The sequence below is a fragment of the Rhodoferax sp. genome (assembly GCF_018063565.1).
Taxonomy (GTDB): domain Bacteria; phylum Pseudomonadota; class Gammaproteobacteria; order Burkholderiales; family Burkholderiaceae_C; genus Rhodoferax.
Map to the genome: position 1 here is coordinate 1 of NZ_JAGPBB010000085.1, position 15,590 is coordinate 15,590.

Here is a 15,590-nt window from a genome sequence, read left to right on the forward strand (position 1 = left end):
GCCAAGAGCAGCGTGATCACGCAGGTGCGCCCGGATGGCCTAGAAGACGCGCCGCAGTTGCTGCTCGACATTGACCGCGACAAGGCGAGCGCCATGGGTGTGGGGTTCGATGCCATCAACAGTGTGATCTCCACCGCGCTGGGCTCGAGTTATGCCAACGACTTCCCCAACGCCGGACGACTGCAGCGCGTGGTGGTCCAGGCCGATGCCCCGGCGCGCATGCAGCCTGAGGACCTGCTCAAGCTCAATGTGATGAACAGCCGCGGCCAGATGGTGCCGCTGGCCAGCTTTGCCAGCACCCGCTGGATCAAGGGTGCCATGCAGACGGTGCGCTACAACGGCTACCCGGCCATGCGCATCAGCGGCAGCGCCGCACCGGGCTACAGCACCGGCGACGCGCTCAAGGAGATGGAGCAACTCGCGTCCAAACTGCCCGCCGGCTTTGGCTTTGAGTGGACGGGCACCTCGCGCGAGGAAAAACTCGCCGGCGCGCAGGCGATGATCCTCTACGGATTTGCCATCCTAGCGGTGTTTTTGTGCCTGGCGGCGCTGTACGAGAGCTGGAGCATCCCGCTGGCGGTCATTCTGGTGGTGCCGCTGGGCGTGCTGGGTGTGATTGTGGCCACGCTGTTGCGTGGTTACGCCAACGACGTCTACTTTCAAGTCGGGCTGATCACCATCATTGGCCTGTCCGCCAAGAACGCCATTTTGATCATCGAGTTTGCCAAAGACCTGCAGGCGCAGGGCAAGAGCATTGTTGCCTCGGCACTCGAAGCCGCACACCTGCGATTTCGCCCGATCGTGATGACCTCGATGGCCTTCACGCTGGGTGTGTTGCCGCTGGCGATCTCTTCGGGAGCGGGTTCGGCCAGCCAGCGCGCCATCGGCACCGGGGTGATTGGTGGCATCCTGACCGGCACCAGCCTGGCGGTGGTGTTTGTGCCGATCTTTTTTGTGGTGGTGCGCAGCCTGTTCAAAGACAGCGCCCGCCAGGCGGCCGTGCATGCCGAGCAGGCGGCGCACATGGGGGTGCATTCGCATGAATAAATTGACTTTGACGGCCCTTGCCTGCGCCAGCGCGCTGTCGGCGTGCTCATTGATGCCGGTTTATGAACGCCCGGCGCTGCCCGTGGTCAACCAATGGCCTGGCATCGCCGCTGTTTCAGATCGCGGTATCGATAGCGCAAAAGTGAATACAGATATGGGCTGGAGGCAGTTTTTTGTCGAAGAAACGCTACAGGAGCTGATCTCACTGGCGCTGGCACATAACCGTGATCTGCGTATTGCCGTGCTCAACATCGAGCAGACACAGGCCCAACTGGGCATTCGCAACGCAGACCGGTTCCCGACCGTCAATGCGGCCATGGCGGCTTCACGCGCACCCACCAGCAGCGGTGGCAGCAGCACCAGTTACTCGACTGGCCTGACCGTGACCGCCTATGAGCTGGACTTTTTTGGTCGTGTGGCGAGCCTGCGCGAACAGGCGCTGGCGCAATACCTGGCCACGGCCGAGGCCAGTCAGACCGCCCAGGCCAGCCTGATCACGGCAGTGGCGCAAAGCTGGCTTAGTCTGCTCGCTGACGAAGAACTGCTGGCCACGTCGCAACAAACACTGACCAGCCGCGAGGCGTCGCTGCAACTGATCGAGCTCAAGCTGCGCCACGGTGCCGCCTCGGAGCTCGACCTGCGCCTGGCGCAAAGCCTGCTGGAGTCCGCCCGCGTCACCCTGGCTCAGCAGATGCAGAAACGCGCGCTCGACGAAAACACGCTGACGCTGCTACTCGGGCAAGGCTTGCCTGCCTCCGCCTTGGCGCAGTTGGCGAACCGGCCGTCTGTCACGCCGGCGCTGACCGAGCTGGTACCGGGTTTGCCTGCGGACCTGCTCACCCGGCGTCCCGACATCCGCCAGGCGGAGCAATTGTTGATTGCCAGCAACGCCAATATTGGCGCCGCCCGAGCGGCGTTTTTCCCGCGCATCAGCCTGACGGCCAGTGCCGGCAGCGCCAGCAGTGATCTGTCGGGATTGTTCCGCGACGGCTCCTGGGGCTGGACCTTGGCACCGCAACTGGTGCTGCCTATATTTGACATGGGGCGCAATCAGGCTAATCTGGACGCCACCCATGCCAGCCAGAAGATCGCTGTGGCGCAGTACGAGAAGGCGATCCAGACCGCGTTTCGCGAAGTCGCCGACACGCTGGCCAGTCGCACCACACTGGGGCAACAACTGCAAGCGCAAACCGCGCTGCTCCAGGCCGAAACTGAGCGTAGCCGCCTGACCCGGTTGCGCTTTGACAACGGAGCGGCCAGCCAGCTCGATTGGCTGGATGCCCAGCGCAGCCTGTTTGCCACCCAACAGGCGCTGGTGCAGACCCGCCTGGCTTATCAGCAAAACCAGGTACTCATGTTCAAGGTACTCGGCGGAGCGCCCTCGGTGCCGGCAGGCTGAGCCGTTCTGCCCTGCCAGCAGAGTGGCATATCCAGCAACAGGCAGGTATAGTTAAAGCGGGTGCAGCAATTGCGCGGCCCGCCATTCTCAACACCGGTCTGAATGCCCAGTTTCCAGCACTTTTTTGTGTCAGCCCCGCCCAGCAATTTGCTGCTGCAGGGCCACTATGATTTGCTGTTGGTCGGGCTTTCGGTACTGGTCGCCATACTGGCCGCGTACGGCGCGCTTTTGGTATCGCACCATGTCGCGGGCAATCGGTCTCCGGTCACGCAAAGAATCTGGATTTTGGGTGGCGGCCTGTGTCTTGGCGCAGGCATTTGGGCCATGCACTTCATTGGCATGTTGGCCTTTGCACTGCCTTGTGCCACCGGATACGACACCACACTGACGCTGCTGTCCACCATACCCGGCATGCTGGCCAGTGTGCTGGCAGTCAATACCATCAGTCGTCGGCGCCTCAGCACCGCTCAATTGCTGAACGCCGGCTTGCTGATTGGTGCAGGCGTCGGCACCATGCATTACACAGGCATGGCCGCGATGCGGATCAATGGTCTGATCCGCTACAACGCCCCACTGTTTGCCTTGTCGATCATCGTGGCAGTGGTCCTGGCTGTGCTGGCCTTGTGGCTCAAGTTCCACTTGCAGCGACGCAACACACTCGGCCCGTTTCTGGTCAATCTGAGCAGCGCGGTGGTGTTGGGCCTAGCAGTTTCAGGCATGCACTACACCGCCATGCTGGCCGCCTATTTTGTGTCGGACGATAAAATCGAGGTCGCCTCTGGCATCGATCCTTCCTTTCTGGCGATGATCGTGCTGCTGATGTCGGGGCTGATCGTGGTGGCCACCATTTTTGCCACCGTCGTCGAGTTACCCAGTCTGGGGTCCATCAAGCGTTCGCTGCGGGTGGTGTTGTCGCTGGTCCTGTGCTGGATTGTTCTGGCTTGGCTTGGCACCAACAACTACTACGCCAAGTTGTCGGATGCGTACTACCAGCGCGAGTCGCATATCGCAAGCCAGCAGATCGTGCACGTGGCCAACACCATCGACCTGAGTCTGCAGGTTCTGCGCGGGATCCCACGGGTCCTGGCGGCCACACCGCAGGCCCAGGCCTCCTTGCAGCTTTTTGGCCCGGAAGTTCAGGCCTCCACCCGACCCAGCGCGCAACGTGCCGCCGACTGGTTACGCCACCCGCTGCTGCAGGCGAGCAACCAGCTGTTAGCGCTGTCTGCTGCCAACCTGGGTGCCGATGTGATCTGGATCATGAATGCGGCAGGCGACTGCGTGGCCGCCAGCAACAGCGGCACACCCGGCAGCTTTGTCGGCGGCAATTTTGCTGATCGTGACTATTTTTTGCAAACACGAATGGGTCGGCGCGGCGAACAGTACGCCATAGGGCGAATCAGCAGCGCCGCCGGGCTTTATTTCGCCGACCCGGTCTTCATGGACGGGCGTTTTATCGGCGCGATTGTGGTCAAGCGCAACATCTCCAATTTTTCTGGCTGGACACAGCAGCTCACCGCCTTTCTCACGGATGTGAATGGTGTGGTCATTCTGGCCAAAGACAAAGATTGGGAGTACCTGGCATTACCGGATGCGCCGGTCAGGCAGCTCAGTACACTGGCCCTGCAAGCGCAGTACCAGAAAGCCCGGTTTGAAACGTTGCACGTTGAACCGTGGTCGTCAGCCGGACAGTTTAAGCTCGCCAAACAGTTGGGCAACAGCCGCCGCCCGTGGATACTGTCCTCCAAGCCGCTCGAGGGCGGCACCTTGACGGTGCACGTGGCCCAACCGCTGGATGCACTGGCGCGGCATGCCACCGAGAAAGTATGGCTCTTCTTCCTGGTGGCTGCGGCAGGCAGCCTGCTGATCGTCGCCAGCGCTGCGGTGGTGGCGCATTTGCGTGAATCGCGCCGCATGGAATCTGAACAGCGCATCGCCGCCACAGCCTTTGAAAGTCAACAGGGCATGATGGTCACCGATGCCAAGCAGATCATTTTGCAGGTGAACAAAGCCTTCACGACGCTGACGGGTTACACCCTGCAGGAGGTGGTGGGCAAAACACCCAGACTGTTGCAGTCGGGCCGCCACAATGCCGACTTCTACCGGGCGATGTGGGACCAGTTAGATCAGACAGGCGCCTGGGAGGGTGAGATCTGGAGCCGCCGCAAGAGCGGCGAGGTCTACCCGGAGTGGTTGCTGATCACTGCGGTCAAGGACGGCGACGGCCAGGTGACCCACTACATCGGGGCTTTGAGCGACATCACATCACGCAAAGAGGCCGAGCATGAAATCAACAATCTGGCCTTTTTCGACCCCCTGACCACCTTGCCCAACCGGCGCCTGCTGCTCGATCGCCTGAAGCAGGCGATGGCGTCGAGCTTGCGCAGTGGCAAGTTTGGCGCCCTGCTTTTCATCGATCTGGACAATTTCAAAGACCTCAACGACAACCGCGGTCACCACATCGGTGACCTGTTGTTGCAGCAGGTGGCCAAGCGACTGTCCGCCGGTACCCGCGAGGGCGACACCACCGCCCGTCTGGGTGGTGACGAATTTGTGGTGATGCTCGAAGATTTGAGTTCAGTTCGGCAAGAAGCCGCTGATCACGCCCGGGTGGTGGGAGAGAAGGTCCTGGCCTCGCTGAATCAGCCCTACCATCTGGCCAACTCAATTCATCACAGCACGCCCAGCATTGGGGTGGCGCTGTTTGGCGAACAGCAGGGCAACATCGATGAGCTACTGAAGCGGGCCGACCTGGCCATGTATCAGGCCAAAGCGCAGGGCCGCAACACGTTGCGGTTTTTTGACCCGGAGATGCAGGCGGTGGTGGTTGCACGCGCTGCCCTGGAGGACGATTTGCGCGTGGCCATCCACGCTGGCCAGTTCACGCTGGCTTATCAGGCGCAGGTGCAGCAGGACGGCAAAATCATGGGTGCCGAGGTGCTGCTGCGCTGGCAACACCCCAGTCGTGCAGCGGTTTCCCCGGCAGAGTTCATCCCGCTGGCAGAAGAAACCGGGTTGATCGTTCCGCTGGGACATTGGGTGCTTGAGACGGCCTGTGTTCAACTGGCCATCTGGTCCCAGCACGTGACCACACGTGAGCTCAACATTTCGGTCAATGTCAGTGCGCGCCAGTTCCGCCATCCGGACTTTGTCGATCAGGTCATGGCGGTTCTGGAGCACACTCACGCCAACCCGCACCGACTCAAACTTGAACTGACCGAGAGCCTGCTGGTCAACGACGTGGAGGACATCATCAGCAAAATGAATGCCCTCAAGGCCCAGGGGGTGGGGTTCTCGCTGGATGACTTTGGCACCGGCTACTCGTCCTTGTCCTACCTCAAGCGACTGCCGCTGGATCAGCTCAAGATTGACCAGGGGTTTGTGCGGAACATACTCTCTGACCCGAATGACGCCGCCATTGCCCGCATGGTCATTGCGCTGGCCGAGAGTCTGGGGCTGGCCGTGATCGCCGAGGGAGTCGAACAGGTGGCGCAGCGGGACTTTCTGGCCCGATTGGGTTGCTACAGCTTTCAGGGCTACCTCTATGGTCGCCCGCTGCCACTTGAGCAGTTCGAGAAGCTGTTGTAATGCACAGACAATCAGGCTATGCACCTGATCATTCCTTTTGCTGCCAGCCACGCCGAGTCTGGCCTGGCAGCGCTGCGACAGCTGGAACTACCCCATTTGGACAAGCTGCTGCGGCGCCTGCAAGCCTTGCCTCCAGAGCAGGGCGATGCGTTGAGCCTGTCGCCCCCCCATGAGCGGGTGCACGCACGGGCACTGGGTCTGCCGGTGGTCGACGGGCAGATTCCCTGGGCTGCCCTGCTGGCGCAGCAGCAACCCACCCTGGCGGAAAGCGGCCAGGCCTGGGCTTTCATCAGCCTGTGCCATTGGCACCTTGCCGGCCAGCAAGTGGTCATGAGCCCGCTGCCTCTACCTGATCTGACCGAACCCGAATCCACTGCTTTTCTCCATGCCATGCAGCCTTATTTCGCCGAGGACGGGATCCAGCTGTATCAAGAACAGCCCGGACGGTGGCTGGCCCACGGCCCTATGTTTGCCGATGCGGCCTGTGCCTCGCTGGATCGCGTTGTGGGTTGCAGCCTGGAATCCTGGATACCGTCGTCAGCCCAGGCGAGCCGCTTGCGTCGGCTGCAAAACGAAATGCAAATGTTGCTCTACACCCACCCGGTTAACGATGCGCGTGCGCAGCGTGGCGTGGTGCCGGTCAACTCGATCTGGTTCAGTGGTACTGGCGCGCTGCCGACGGCTTTCAGTCGGGTGCCCGTAACAGCCCAGCCGGTGGTGGTTGACTCCCTGCGCCAGGCGGCCCTGGCGGGCGATTGGCCCGCTTGGCGGCAGGCGTGGCAGGCGCTGGATGCCCAGCAGATCGCTGACCTGTTGCAAACTGCCGTCTCCGGGCAGCCGGTGCACATCAGCCTGTGTGGCGAACACAGCAGCCAGTGCTGGCGCAATGGCGCGTTGCCGATGTGGCACCGATTGAAGCAACTTTTTGGCCATAGGCCCATATCTGACGTGCTTTCATCGCTATAAAAAATATTTTTTCAATGTCTTCCCGCCTGTTGTTTCTGATTGTTTTTATCGAAGGCTTTTGCTCGCTGGGAGCCGAGGTGATTGCGCTGCGCCGCCTGGTACCCCACGTGGGCAGCGCAATTGTGGTGACGGCACCGACCATCGGATTTTTTTTGTTGGCGCTGGCGCTGGGCTATGCCTCGGGTGCTCGGGTCGCCACACGTTTTGGCGATGTCGTCGCGCGCAACTTCCGCGTCTCCGCCCTGCTGGCAGGCATGGGACTGGCGCGCTGGACTGTGGACGGGCTGTTCCACACGATTCAACCGAGCTGGCTGGCCTATCTGATCTTTGTCGGGGGGGTGCTGTGCCCTTTGGCGTGGCTGCTGGGGCAGACCGTTCCGGTGCTGACCAATCTGATGACACACCAGCGCCGCGGTGAATCGAGCGGCTACGCCTTGTATTGGTCTACCCTGGGGTCTTTTCTGGGGGCCGTCAGCCTGTCACTGCTGGTAATGCAATGGCTGGGGGTTTCGGCTGCAGTGCTCAGCTGCTCGCTGTTGCTGGCGCTGGGGAGTTTGTTACCCCACTGGGGGCAAAGGAACCCGTGGCGAGACTGGGCGTGGTGGCAGCCGGTGCTGCCGGCATCGCTGATCGGTGCCGTAGCGCTCGGGTTCAACCTATATCCGGTGCAGTCGGTGTCGGACACGGCCTATGCCGACTACACCGTCCAACACTATGACCGTGCGCAAGCCAAAGATCTTCGCGGCTTTCTGATCAACAACTCGTTGGCGTCCCAGTTGGACGACAACGACCCGCCCCACTATGCACGCTATGTAAAGCACCTGCGTCATATTCTTCTGCAAGAGTTGGGGATGCAGCAACGCGACATTCTGGTGCTCGGCGCGGGTGGGTTTACCCTGTCGCACCAGGAACCCAGCAACCGATACACCTACGTGGACATTGACCCCAACATCCGCGACCTGGCAGAGCAGCAGTTTTTGAAAGCGCCGATCCAGGGTGACTTTGTGGTGGACGACGCGCGTCGCTACGTGCGAGCCACTAAACACCGGTACGACGCGGTGGTGGTTGACGCGTACAGCAGCCACACCTCGATTCCCAGCCATCTGGTCACACGCGAATTCTGGCACGACACCCGCCGTGTGCTGAAACCACAAGGTGTGCTGCTGATCAACCTGATTCTCGATGGACGGCTGGAATCGGCGTTCGCACGCAATCTGCTGGCCACCATCGACGAAGTCTATGGCCGCTGCGCCATCGAGGTACTGCACAAAAACCAGCCCCTGAGCAATGTGATCGTCAGCTGTTACCCCAGTAGCCGACCCGGGGCGGTTACTCCCTACACCGATGAACACAACACGGCCGATCTGGACCGAGCGCTTTGATCGTGCACCATTGTCTGCCCATACCCGCTGGCGCCTGCCACTGGGACGTTTGCATCAATTTTGGTTAAATTTGTATTCAAGCCCTTGATCAGAATGCCTTTTAAGCTATGAAACTTGTCGTCAGAGATATCCCGCCACGCACCCTCTGGGCACTGGAAAAGTCAGGGCTTCATCCGCTGTTGGCACAGCTGTACGCCGCCCGCGGGGTGCAGGACGCGCAGGAGATGGACACGGCACTGGCCCATCTGATGTCACCCGCCACCATGAAAGGGCTGACCGAGGCGGCACAGCTGTTGGCACACGCCATTGACCGCGATCAAAAGCTGTGTGTTGTGGCCGATTACGACTGCGACGGCGCCACGGCCTGCGCCGTGGCGGTGCGTGGTCTGCGCCTGCTGGGTGCCCGGCATGTGGACTACATCGTGCCAGACCGGGTGCAGGACGGCTATGGCCTGACGCCACCGATCGCTGCCCGGGTCAAAGCCAGCGGTGCCGACCTGCTGATCACCGTCGACAACGGGATCGCCAGCTTTGACGGTGTGACGGCGGCGCGCGCGCTGGGTCTTCAGGTACTGGTGACCGATCACCACCTGTGCGCCAGCGTCAACGGCCAAGAGGTATTGCCCGAGGCCGATGTGATCGTCAACCCGAACCAGCCCGGTTGCGGTTTCGCCAGCAAATCGATTGCCGGTGTGGGTGTGATGTTTTATGTGTTGCTGGCCCTGCGCGCTGAAATGCGCCGACGCGGCCACTTCGATGCTCAGAACCAGCCCAAACTCGACGCCCTGCTGCCGCTGGTGGCGCTGGGCACCGTGGCCGACGTGGTGCGACTGGATGCCAACAACCGCCGGCTGGTCGCTCAGGGCTTGAAGCGTGTTCGCACGCTGTCAATGCCCGCGGGACTGGCAGCCTTGTTTGCGGCGTCCGCGCGTGAGGCCAAGAATGCCACCACCTTTGACTTCGGTTTTGCCTTGGGCCCCCGAATCAACGCGGCCGGCCGACTCAGCGATATGACCCTGGGTATCGAATGCCTGCTGACGGACGACCCGAACCGCGCCCTTGAATTGGCCAAGATGCTGGACGGCATCAACCGGGAACGCCGCGAGATCGAAGGTCACATGCGCGAGCAGGCATTGTCGATTGCCGAATCACTGTTTACAGATACCGCCCACACGCCACCGGCCATCTGCGTTTTTGACCCCGCATTCCACGAAGGGGTGGTGGGTATTGTGGCCTCCAAGCTCAAGGACAAACTGCATCGCCCGGCCTTCGTATTCGCTCCCAGCGCCGCCAGTGGACACTCGCAGGAGCTCAAAGGCTCTGGCCGATCCATCACCGGTTTTCATTTGCGTGACGCGCTGGACCTGGTGGCCAAGCGCCATCCTGGCGTTTTGCTGCGGTTTGGAGGACACGCCATGGCCGCCGGTTGCACCATTGCCAGAGAACACTTCGAGACCTTTGAGCGCGCGCTGTCCGAAGTCGCACGCCAGTGGCTCGACAGCGCGACCCTGACGCGCCGCCTCGAAACAGACGGTCCCCTCAAGCCAGAGTACCGTCGCGTCGAGCTGGTCGATACCTTGCACCAACAAGTGTGGGGTCAAGGTTTTGCCGCGCCTACCTTCAGCGAAGAAGTCGAGGTGTTGTCACAGCGCCTGGTGGGTGAGAAGCACCTGTCACTCAAGCTCAAGCATCAGGGTCAGGCTGTTGACGGCATCTGGTTCGGTCACACCGAGAGCTTACCTGCCCGAGTCAAGCTGGCGTTTCGGCTCGACGCAGAGAGCTGGCGCGGCGAACGCAAGGTGCGCTTCCTGGTTGAAGCTGCCGAGCCGATTGGTCCGTAGCCGCAAGCCCAGGGTAAACCGTTGTCCCCCACCTGATGACGACCGCTCCGGCTTCCAGCGGTAGCCAGGCCTACCCCAGCAAATCCTGGGTGTTGCGAGGTGCCAGGTCCAGGTGGTACAGAAAAAAGATCAACACCACTGTCGATCCAGCCAGCAACAACGGGCCGAACAGCCAGAACAGCAAAGGCACGATATAGAAGTAAGCGCGTGTCCCAATGCGGTAAAAAATGCCGGCCCGGTTCATCTGCGCCACCACTTGGCCGCTCTGCGCCTGTGCCAGCCCGAGCGACAACGGAACGTTGATGGAATAACCAAGGTGATGAAACAAGCGCACGGACATCGAAAACGCAAAAAAGGCAAACAGCAGGTCAAACAACATCATCAGCAGTTTGAACAGCCACATCTCGGCGCTGGCTTGGCCCAGAAAGTTCAGCACATGCCAGGTGCCGGAGAGCTTGTCACCCTGTGCACTGAGCGTCAACACACCAATGATCAACAAAATGGCGGTCGACGCCATGAAACTTGCCGCCATGGTCGAGTTGCGCAATGTCTGCACCGCCAGGATATCGCGGCGCTCCTGCATCACCGTTTCAACCCAGGCGGCGCGGATCAGCAGCATACTGTCCTGCGCACTGGAACCCGGGTCACGCCGGGTACGACGGCTCAGGTAAACCTGATAAGCCAGCAGCGCCGCAGCGCACAGGGCAAAACAGATCAGATCGATGGCATGGGCGGCGATGAATGAAAGCATGGTCCGATTCTGCCAGTTCACCAGTGCCTGCCCCTAGCCCGCAAGGGGGAAGGCGCGAACGCCTAAAATCCCGCCATGAACGCCACGCTGAACGCTGATCTGCATTGCCACTCAGTGGTCTCCGACGGCACCCTGACCCCCGAAGAGCTTGCAGCGCGCGCCAAGGCCAATGGCGTGCAGTTGTGGGCACTGACCGACCACGACGAGATCAGCGGACAGGCACGCGCGGCAGCAGCTGCCGCAGCCCTGGACCTGGACTACCTGACCGGCGTTGAAATTTCTACCACCTTTCTGGGGCAGACCGTCCACATCGTTGGGTTGGGTTTTGACGCGCAGAACGAGCAGCTCTGGCAGGGGCTGCAGCGCACCCGCGGCGGTCGGGCGGTGCGTGCTCAGGAAATGGCGGACGATCTGGCGCGCGTGGGAATCGCAGGCTCGTATGACGGCGCATTGAAATACGCCGGCAACCACGACCTCATTTCTCGCACGCACTTTGCCCGATTCATGGTGGAGACCGGTGTCTGCAAAGACACCTATGAGGTGTTTCGCAAATACCTCACCGAAGGCAAACCCGGCTTCGTCGAACACCGTTGGGCCAGCCTGAGGGATGCAGTCACCTGGATTGTGGGCGCCGGTGGACTCGCAGTGATCGCCCATCCGGCACGCTACAAATTCAGTGCCAATGAGGAGTTTGCGCTGTTTACCGAGTTCAAAGGTTTCGGTGGGCAGGGGGTGGAAGTGGTGACCGGTAGCCACTCGGCTGCTGAAAGTGTCATTTACGCCGCGACGGCGATCGAGTTTGGTTTGGTCGCTTCGCGCGGCAGTGATTTTCATAGCCCAGATGAAAGTCGCACCGACCTGGGTGCCCTGCCAGATTTGCCGGGTCAGTTGACACCCGTGTGGGAACGTTTGCAGCACCGTATCCTGCGCGGCGCGCTTGCCTGAGTTCAACATGACCTATTGGCGCAGCCGCCAGGGTGGCGGTATTTTGCTCATCATCCTGACCTGCCTGACGTTTGCCTTGCTCGACGCTGCCACCAAGCATGCCACCGGACTGGCGCCGGTGTTGATGCTACTGTGGTTTCGCTACCTGTTTCAAGCGGTGGCGACGGCTTCGCTGCGGTTTCCGGTGCAAAAGACCCGATTGTTCGCGACGCCCAACCCGCGCTTTCAGGTGCTGCGCGGCGTTTTGCTGCTGTGTACCAGTTTTTGCTCCTTCTTTGGCTTGCAGTATCTGCCGGTGGGCGAGTTCACCGCCATTGTCATGCTCTCGCCGCTGGTAGCCACTGCCTTGGCAGCCTACGTTCTCAAACATCCGGTCCACCATCTGCGCTGGGTGTTGATGGCCGTTGGGCTGCTGGGTGTGCTGCTGGTGGTGCGTCCGGGAGGCCAGGTGTTTGGCTGGGCCTTGCTGTTTCCGGTGGTGCTGGTGGGTACCTATGCCTGGTTTCAGGTGCTGACCAGCCGACTCAGTGGCGACGAAAACCCCTACACCACCCAGTTCTATACCGGTCTGGTGGGGGCCCTGGTGATGTGCCCCATCGTGTTGCTCAGTTGGAACACCCAGGCCCTGCTTGACCATTGGCCATGGTTTGTCACCCTGGGTTTTCTCGGCACCTTTGGCCATCTGATGCTGATCCGCGCCTTCAACCGGGCCAGCGCCGTGGTGTTGTCACCCTATCTGTATTCACAAATTGCCTTTGCCACCCTGGCGGGTTGGCTGGCGTTTGACCACATCCCCGATGCCCTGGCCTGGGCCGGTATTGCGGTGATTGCGCTCAGCGGTATCGGCAACGCCGTGCTGTCCATCCGGGAAGACCGACAGCAGCGACAATAGGCCATGCCCCAGCGATTTGAAATCCATCCCGACAACCCACAACCCCGGTTGTTGAAGCAGGCGACCGCCCTGCTCGACCAGGGCGAGGTATTGGCGGTACCGACTGACTCCAGCTACGCCTTGGTGTGCCACCTCGACGACAAGGCCGCCTCGGACAAACTGCGCCGTATTCGCGGGGTAGACGACAAGCATCACCTGACGCTGCTATGCCGGGACTTGTCCGAGCTGGCCACCTACGCGCAGGTGGATAACCAACAATACCGCATGCTCAAAGCCGCAACACCAGGCGCCTACACCTTCATATTGCAAGCCACCAAGGAAGTACCCCGACGACTGAGCCATCCGTCACGCAAGACCATCGGTCTGCGGGTACCCGATCACAAGGTGTTACAGGACCTGCTGGCACTGCACAGCACACCACTTCTGGCCACTACCCTGATCGCGCCTGGCGAGACAGATCCCATCAACGACGCCGACGAAATTTGTGAGCGCTATCAGGGGCGCGTGGCGGCAGTGATCGACGCCGGTGCCTGCCCCCGCTCCCCCACCACGGTGGTTGATTTGTCGCGAGGGGACCCGGTGGTGATCCGCGAAGGTCGCGGTGCGCTGGGCAAACTCGGCCTTTGAGGCACGTACACCATGGACTTTGGTCAGCTGATTCAAACCATCTCGCTCTACGCCATTCCGGTGTTGCTGTCGATTACCCTGCACGAAGCCGCACACGGTTATGCCGCCAAGCTGCTGGGCGACAACACGGCCTATATGCTGGGTCGGGTCACGCTCAACCCACTCAAACACATCGACCCGGTCGGCACCATCCTGATGCCTTTACTGCTGTACGTGGCAACCTCAGGGGCTTTTTTGTTTGGTTACGCCAAACCGGTACCAGTGCGCTTTGGCAATTTGCGCAGTCCCAAGCGCGACATGATCTGGGTCGCTTTGGCCGGGCCGGGGGTGAACTTTATACAGGCTCTGCTGTGGGGTGTTGTGTTCTATTTGCTGCAAGGCATGGGTATAAGTGAGCGGTTCTTCATCGAGATGGCGCAAGGTGGCATTCTGGTGAATGTGGTGATGTTCGTGTTCAACCTGTTTCCATTGCCACCCCTGGATGGGGGACGGATTCTGGTGGGACTACTGCCCTACCGCCAGGCGGTGCTGGTCTCCCGCATCGAACCCTGGGGCTTTTTTGTAGTGATGGCGCTGGTCGTGACTGGCGTGGTCAGCAGCCTGTGGATGCGCCCCCTGATGGGTCTGAGCTACGAAGTGATCAAACTACTGCTGTCTCCCCTGGCTGCCCTTGTAGCCTGAGTTTTTTGGAATTTGTGTGGACATGAACATTGAGCGTTTTTTGACAGGCATCACCACATCGGGTACGCCGCATCTGGGCAATTATGTGGGTGCCATTCGGCCCGCGGTGCGCGCGAGTTTACGCAGCGGCGTGGAAAGTTTCTATTTTCTGGCCGACTACCACGCCCTGATCAAAGTCGACGAGCCACAGCGCATTCAGCAGTCAACTCTTGAAATTGCCGCAAGTTGGCTGGCCTGCGGGCTGGACCCGCAGCGGGTGGTGTTTTACCGCCAGTCAGATATTCCTGAGATTCCGGAGTTGACCTGGTTTCTGACCTGCGTGCTTGGCAAAGGTGTGCTCAATCGCGCCCACGCCTATAAAGCGTCGGTTGACAAAAACCTGGCGGCGGGCGTTGACGCGGACGCCGAGGTCACAGCGGGTTTGTACATGTACCCGGTGCTCATGGGGGCCGATATTCTGATGTTCAAGGCACACAAGGTGCCGGTCGGGCGTGACCAGATCCAGCACATCGAAATGGCACGTGACATGGCGAACAGCTTCAACTACCGCTATGGCGAACATTTTGTCGCGCCCGACGCCGCCATTGAAGACAACGTGGCCACCCTGCCGGGGCTCGACGGTCGCAAAATGAGCAAGAGTTATGACAACATCATCCCACTATTTGCACCACGGTCACAGTTGCAAAAGCTCATCGCTGGCATCGTCACCGACTCCCGCAAACCCGGCGAACCCAAAGACACCGAAGGATCGGCGCTGTTTCAGATTTACCAGGCGTTTGCAGACGACGCAGAGACGCAGTCACTGCGGCAGGCGTTTGCACAAGGCATTGGCTGGGGTGATGCCAAACAGATCGTGCTGGAGCGTCTGGACCAGGAAATCGCACCGATGCGTGCGACATACCAGGTCTTGATCAGTGACCCGAGTCGCATTGAAGCCATTCTGCAAGCGGGTGCAGCCAAAGCACGCGCCATCGCCACCCCGTTCATGCTTCAGTTGCGCCACGCCGTGGGCCTGCGCAATCTTGCCACGCGTGGTCACAACTCACCAACGGAGACTGCTAAAACAGCGCTGCCCAGCTTCAAACAGTATCGCGAGAAGGACGGCCAGTTTTACTTCAAGCTGGTCGGTGCAGATGGTCAGCTATTGTTGCAAAGTAGCGCCATGAACTCCCCTAAACTCGCCGGCCAAACTATCGCCGACCTGCAAACCCGTGGCAGCGCCGCCCTGGCTGGCGCACGCAGTGTGCTGATGCCGACCACGGCCACTGAAGACGACATCCATCGCGCGCTACAAGCTCTGGCAGAAGCCAGGGCCAGATAGTCCACTGGTACAATAACTCACCGCGGAGAGATGGCAGAGTGGCCGAATGTACCTGACTCGAAATCAGGCGTACCGCAAGGTACCGTGGGTTCGAATCCCACTCTCTCCGCCATGTATATGTTTTTTAACGTTCGTTAGCGTTCAAAAACC

12 protein-coding genes and 1 tRNA gene are annotated in these 15,590 nt (G+C 60.6%); 12 read left to right on the plus strand and 1 reads right to left on the minus strand.

The window, feature by feature from the left end:
• From KBF66_RS15810 to recJ, 6 genes are all read left to right on the plus strand, one after another.
• Positions 1 to 1,047, plus strand: a 1,047-nt coding sequence (locus tag KBF66_RS15810) for an efflux RND transporter permease subunit (protein ID WP_296659296.1), incomplete at its 5' end; no start/stop codon positions are given.
• Positions 1,040 to 2,446: an efflux transporter outer membrane subunit gene (locus KBF66_RS15815; protein WP_296659300.1), complete on the plus strand. Its 1,407-nt coding sequence runs from the start codon at positions 1,040 to 1,042 to the stop codon at positions 2,444 to 2,446. The genes KBF66_RS15810 and KBF66_RS15815, both read left to right, overlap by 8 nt.
• Positions 2,447 to 2,572: 126 nt before the next feature.
• Positions 2,573 to 6,034, plus strand: coding sequence for an EAL domain-containing protein (locus KBF66_RS15820; protein ID WP_296659304.1), 3,462 nt, complete (start codon positions 2,573 to 2,575; stop codon positions 6,032 to 6,034).
• 18 nt (positions 6,035 to 6,052) lie between these two features.
• Entirely contained in the window at positions 6,053 to 7,000 is a 948-nt protein-coding gene (locus KBF66_RS15825) for a phosphoglycerate mutase (RefSeq protein WP_296659309.1), read from the plus strand.
• A gap of 14 nt (positions 7,001 to 7,014) precedes the next feature.
• Complete coding sequence (locus tag KBF66_RS15830; protein ID WP_296659312.1) at positions 7,015 to 8,382, plus strand: fused MFS/spermidine synthase; 1,368 nt, start codon at positions 7,015 to 7,017, stop codon at positions 8,380 to 8,382.
• A gap of 107 nt (positions 8,383 to 8,489) precedes the next feature.
• Positions 8,490 to 10,223, plus strand: coding sequence for a single-stranded-DNA-specific exonuclease RecJ (gene recJ / locus KBF66_RS15835; protein ID WP_296659317.1), 1,734 nt, complete (start codon positions 8,490 to 8,492; stop codon positions 10,221 to 10,223).
• Positions 10,224 to 10,293: 70 nt separating this feature from the next.
• Here the strand turns inward: recJ and KBF66_RS15840 are convergent, their stop codons facing one another.
• Complete coding sequence (locus KBF66_RS15840; RefSeq protein WP_296659322.1) at positions 10,294 to 10,974, minus strand: DUF599 domain-containing protein; 681 nt, start codon at positions 10,972 to 10,974, stop codon at positions 10,294 to 10,296.
• A gap of 75 nt (positions 10,975 to 11,049) precedes the next feature.
• Between KBF66_RS15840 and KBF66_RS15845 the strand changes: the two genes are divergently transcribed.
• The 6 genes from KBF66_RS15845 (at position 11,050) to KBF66_RS15870 (ending at position 15,552) form a co-directional block, all read left to right on the plus strand.
• Complete coding sequence (locus KBF66_RS15845) at positions 11,050 to 11,919, plus strand: 3',5'-nucleoside bisphosphate phosphatase (protein WP_296659327.1); 870 nt, start codon at positions 11,050 to 11,052, stop codon at positions 11,917 to 11,919.
• Positions 11,920 to 11,926: 7 nt separating this feature from the next.
• A complete protein-coding gene (locus KBF66_RS15850) occupies positions 11,927 to 12,811 on the plus strand; it encodes a DMT family transporter (RefSeq protein WP_296659333.1) in 885 nt (294 codons plus the stop codon).
• 3 nt (positions 12,812 to 12,814) lie between these two features.
• On the plus strand, positions 12,815 to 13,438 hold the full coding sequence (locus KBF66_RS15855) for an L-threonylcarbamoyladenylate synthase (protein ID WP_296659338.1): 624 nt from the start codon (positions 12,815 to 12,817) through the stop codon (positions 13,436 to 13,438).
• 12 nt (positions 13,439 to 13,450) lie between these two features.
• Positions 13,451 to 14,119 carry a site-2 protease family protein gene (locus tag KBF66_RS15860; RefSeq protein WP_296659341.1) on the plus strand — a complete coding sequence of 223 codons (669 nt, stop codon included), beginning with the start codon at positions 13,451 to 13,453 and terminating at the stop codon, positions 14,117 to 14,119.
• A gap of 22 nt (positions 14,120 to 14,141) precedes the next feature.
• Entirely contained in the window at positions 14,142 to 15,440 is a 1,299-nt protein-coding gene (locus KBF66_RS15865; protein ID WP_296659344.1) for a tryptophan--tRNA ligase, read from the plus strand.
• Between the two features lie 24 nt (positions 15,441 to 15,464).
• Positions 15,465 to 15,552 (plus strand) — tRNA-Ser (locus KBF66_RS15870).
• Positions 15,553 to 15,590: the final 38 nt, after the last annotated feature.

Bases quoted from the DNA above. Each gene is read 5' to 3' on its own strand.
- KBF66_RS15815 (WP_296659300.1), top strand. From the start codon at position 1,040: ATGAATAAATTGACTTTGACGGCCCTTGCCTGCGCCAGCGCGCTGTCG.
- KBF66_RS15825 (WP_296659309.1), top strand. From the start codon at position 6,053: ATGCACCTGATCATTCCTTTTGCTGCCAGCCACGCCGAGTCTGGCCTG.
- KBF66_RS15830 (WP_296659312.1), top strand. From the start codon at position 7,015: ATGTCTTCCCGCCTGTTGTTTCTGATTGTTTTTATCGAAGGCTTTTGC.
- recJ (WP_296659317.1), top strand. From the start codon at position 8,490: ATGAAACTTGTCGTCAGAGATATCCCGCCACGCACCCTCTGGGCACTG.
- KBF66_RS15840 (WP_296659322.1), bottom strand. From the start codon at position 10,974: ATGCTTTCATTCATCGCCGCCCATGCCATCGATCTGATCTGTTTTGCC.
- KBF66_RS15845 (WP_296659327.1), top strand. From the start codon at position 11,050: ATGAACGCCACGCTGAACGCTGATCTGCATTGCCACTCAGTGGTCTCC.
- KBF66_RS15850 (WP_296659333.1), top strand. From the start codon at position 11,927: ATGACCTATTGGCGCAGCCGCCAGGGTGGCGGTATTTTGCTCATCATC.
- KBF66_RS15855 (WP_296659338.1), top strand. From the start codon at position 12,815: ATGCCCCAGCGATTTGAAATCCATCCCGACAACCCACAACCCCGGTTG.
- KBF66_RS15860 (WP_296659341.1), top strand. From the start codon at position 13,451: ATGGACTTTGGTCAGCTGATTCAAACCATCTCGCTCTACGCCATTCCG.
- KBF66_RS15865 (WP_296659344.1), top strand. From the start codon at position 14,142: ATGAACATTGAGCGTTTTTTGACAGGCATCACCACATCGGGTACGCCG.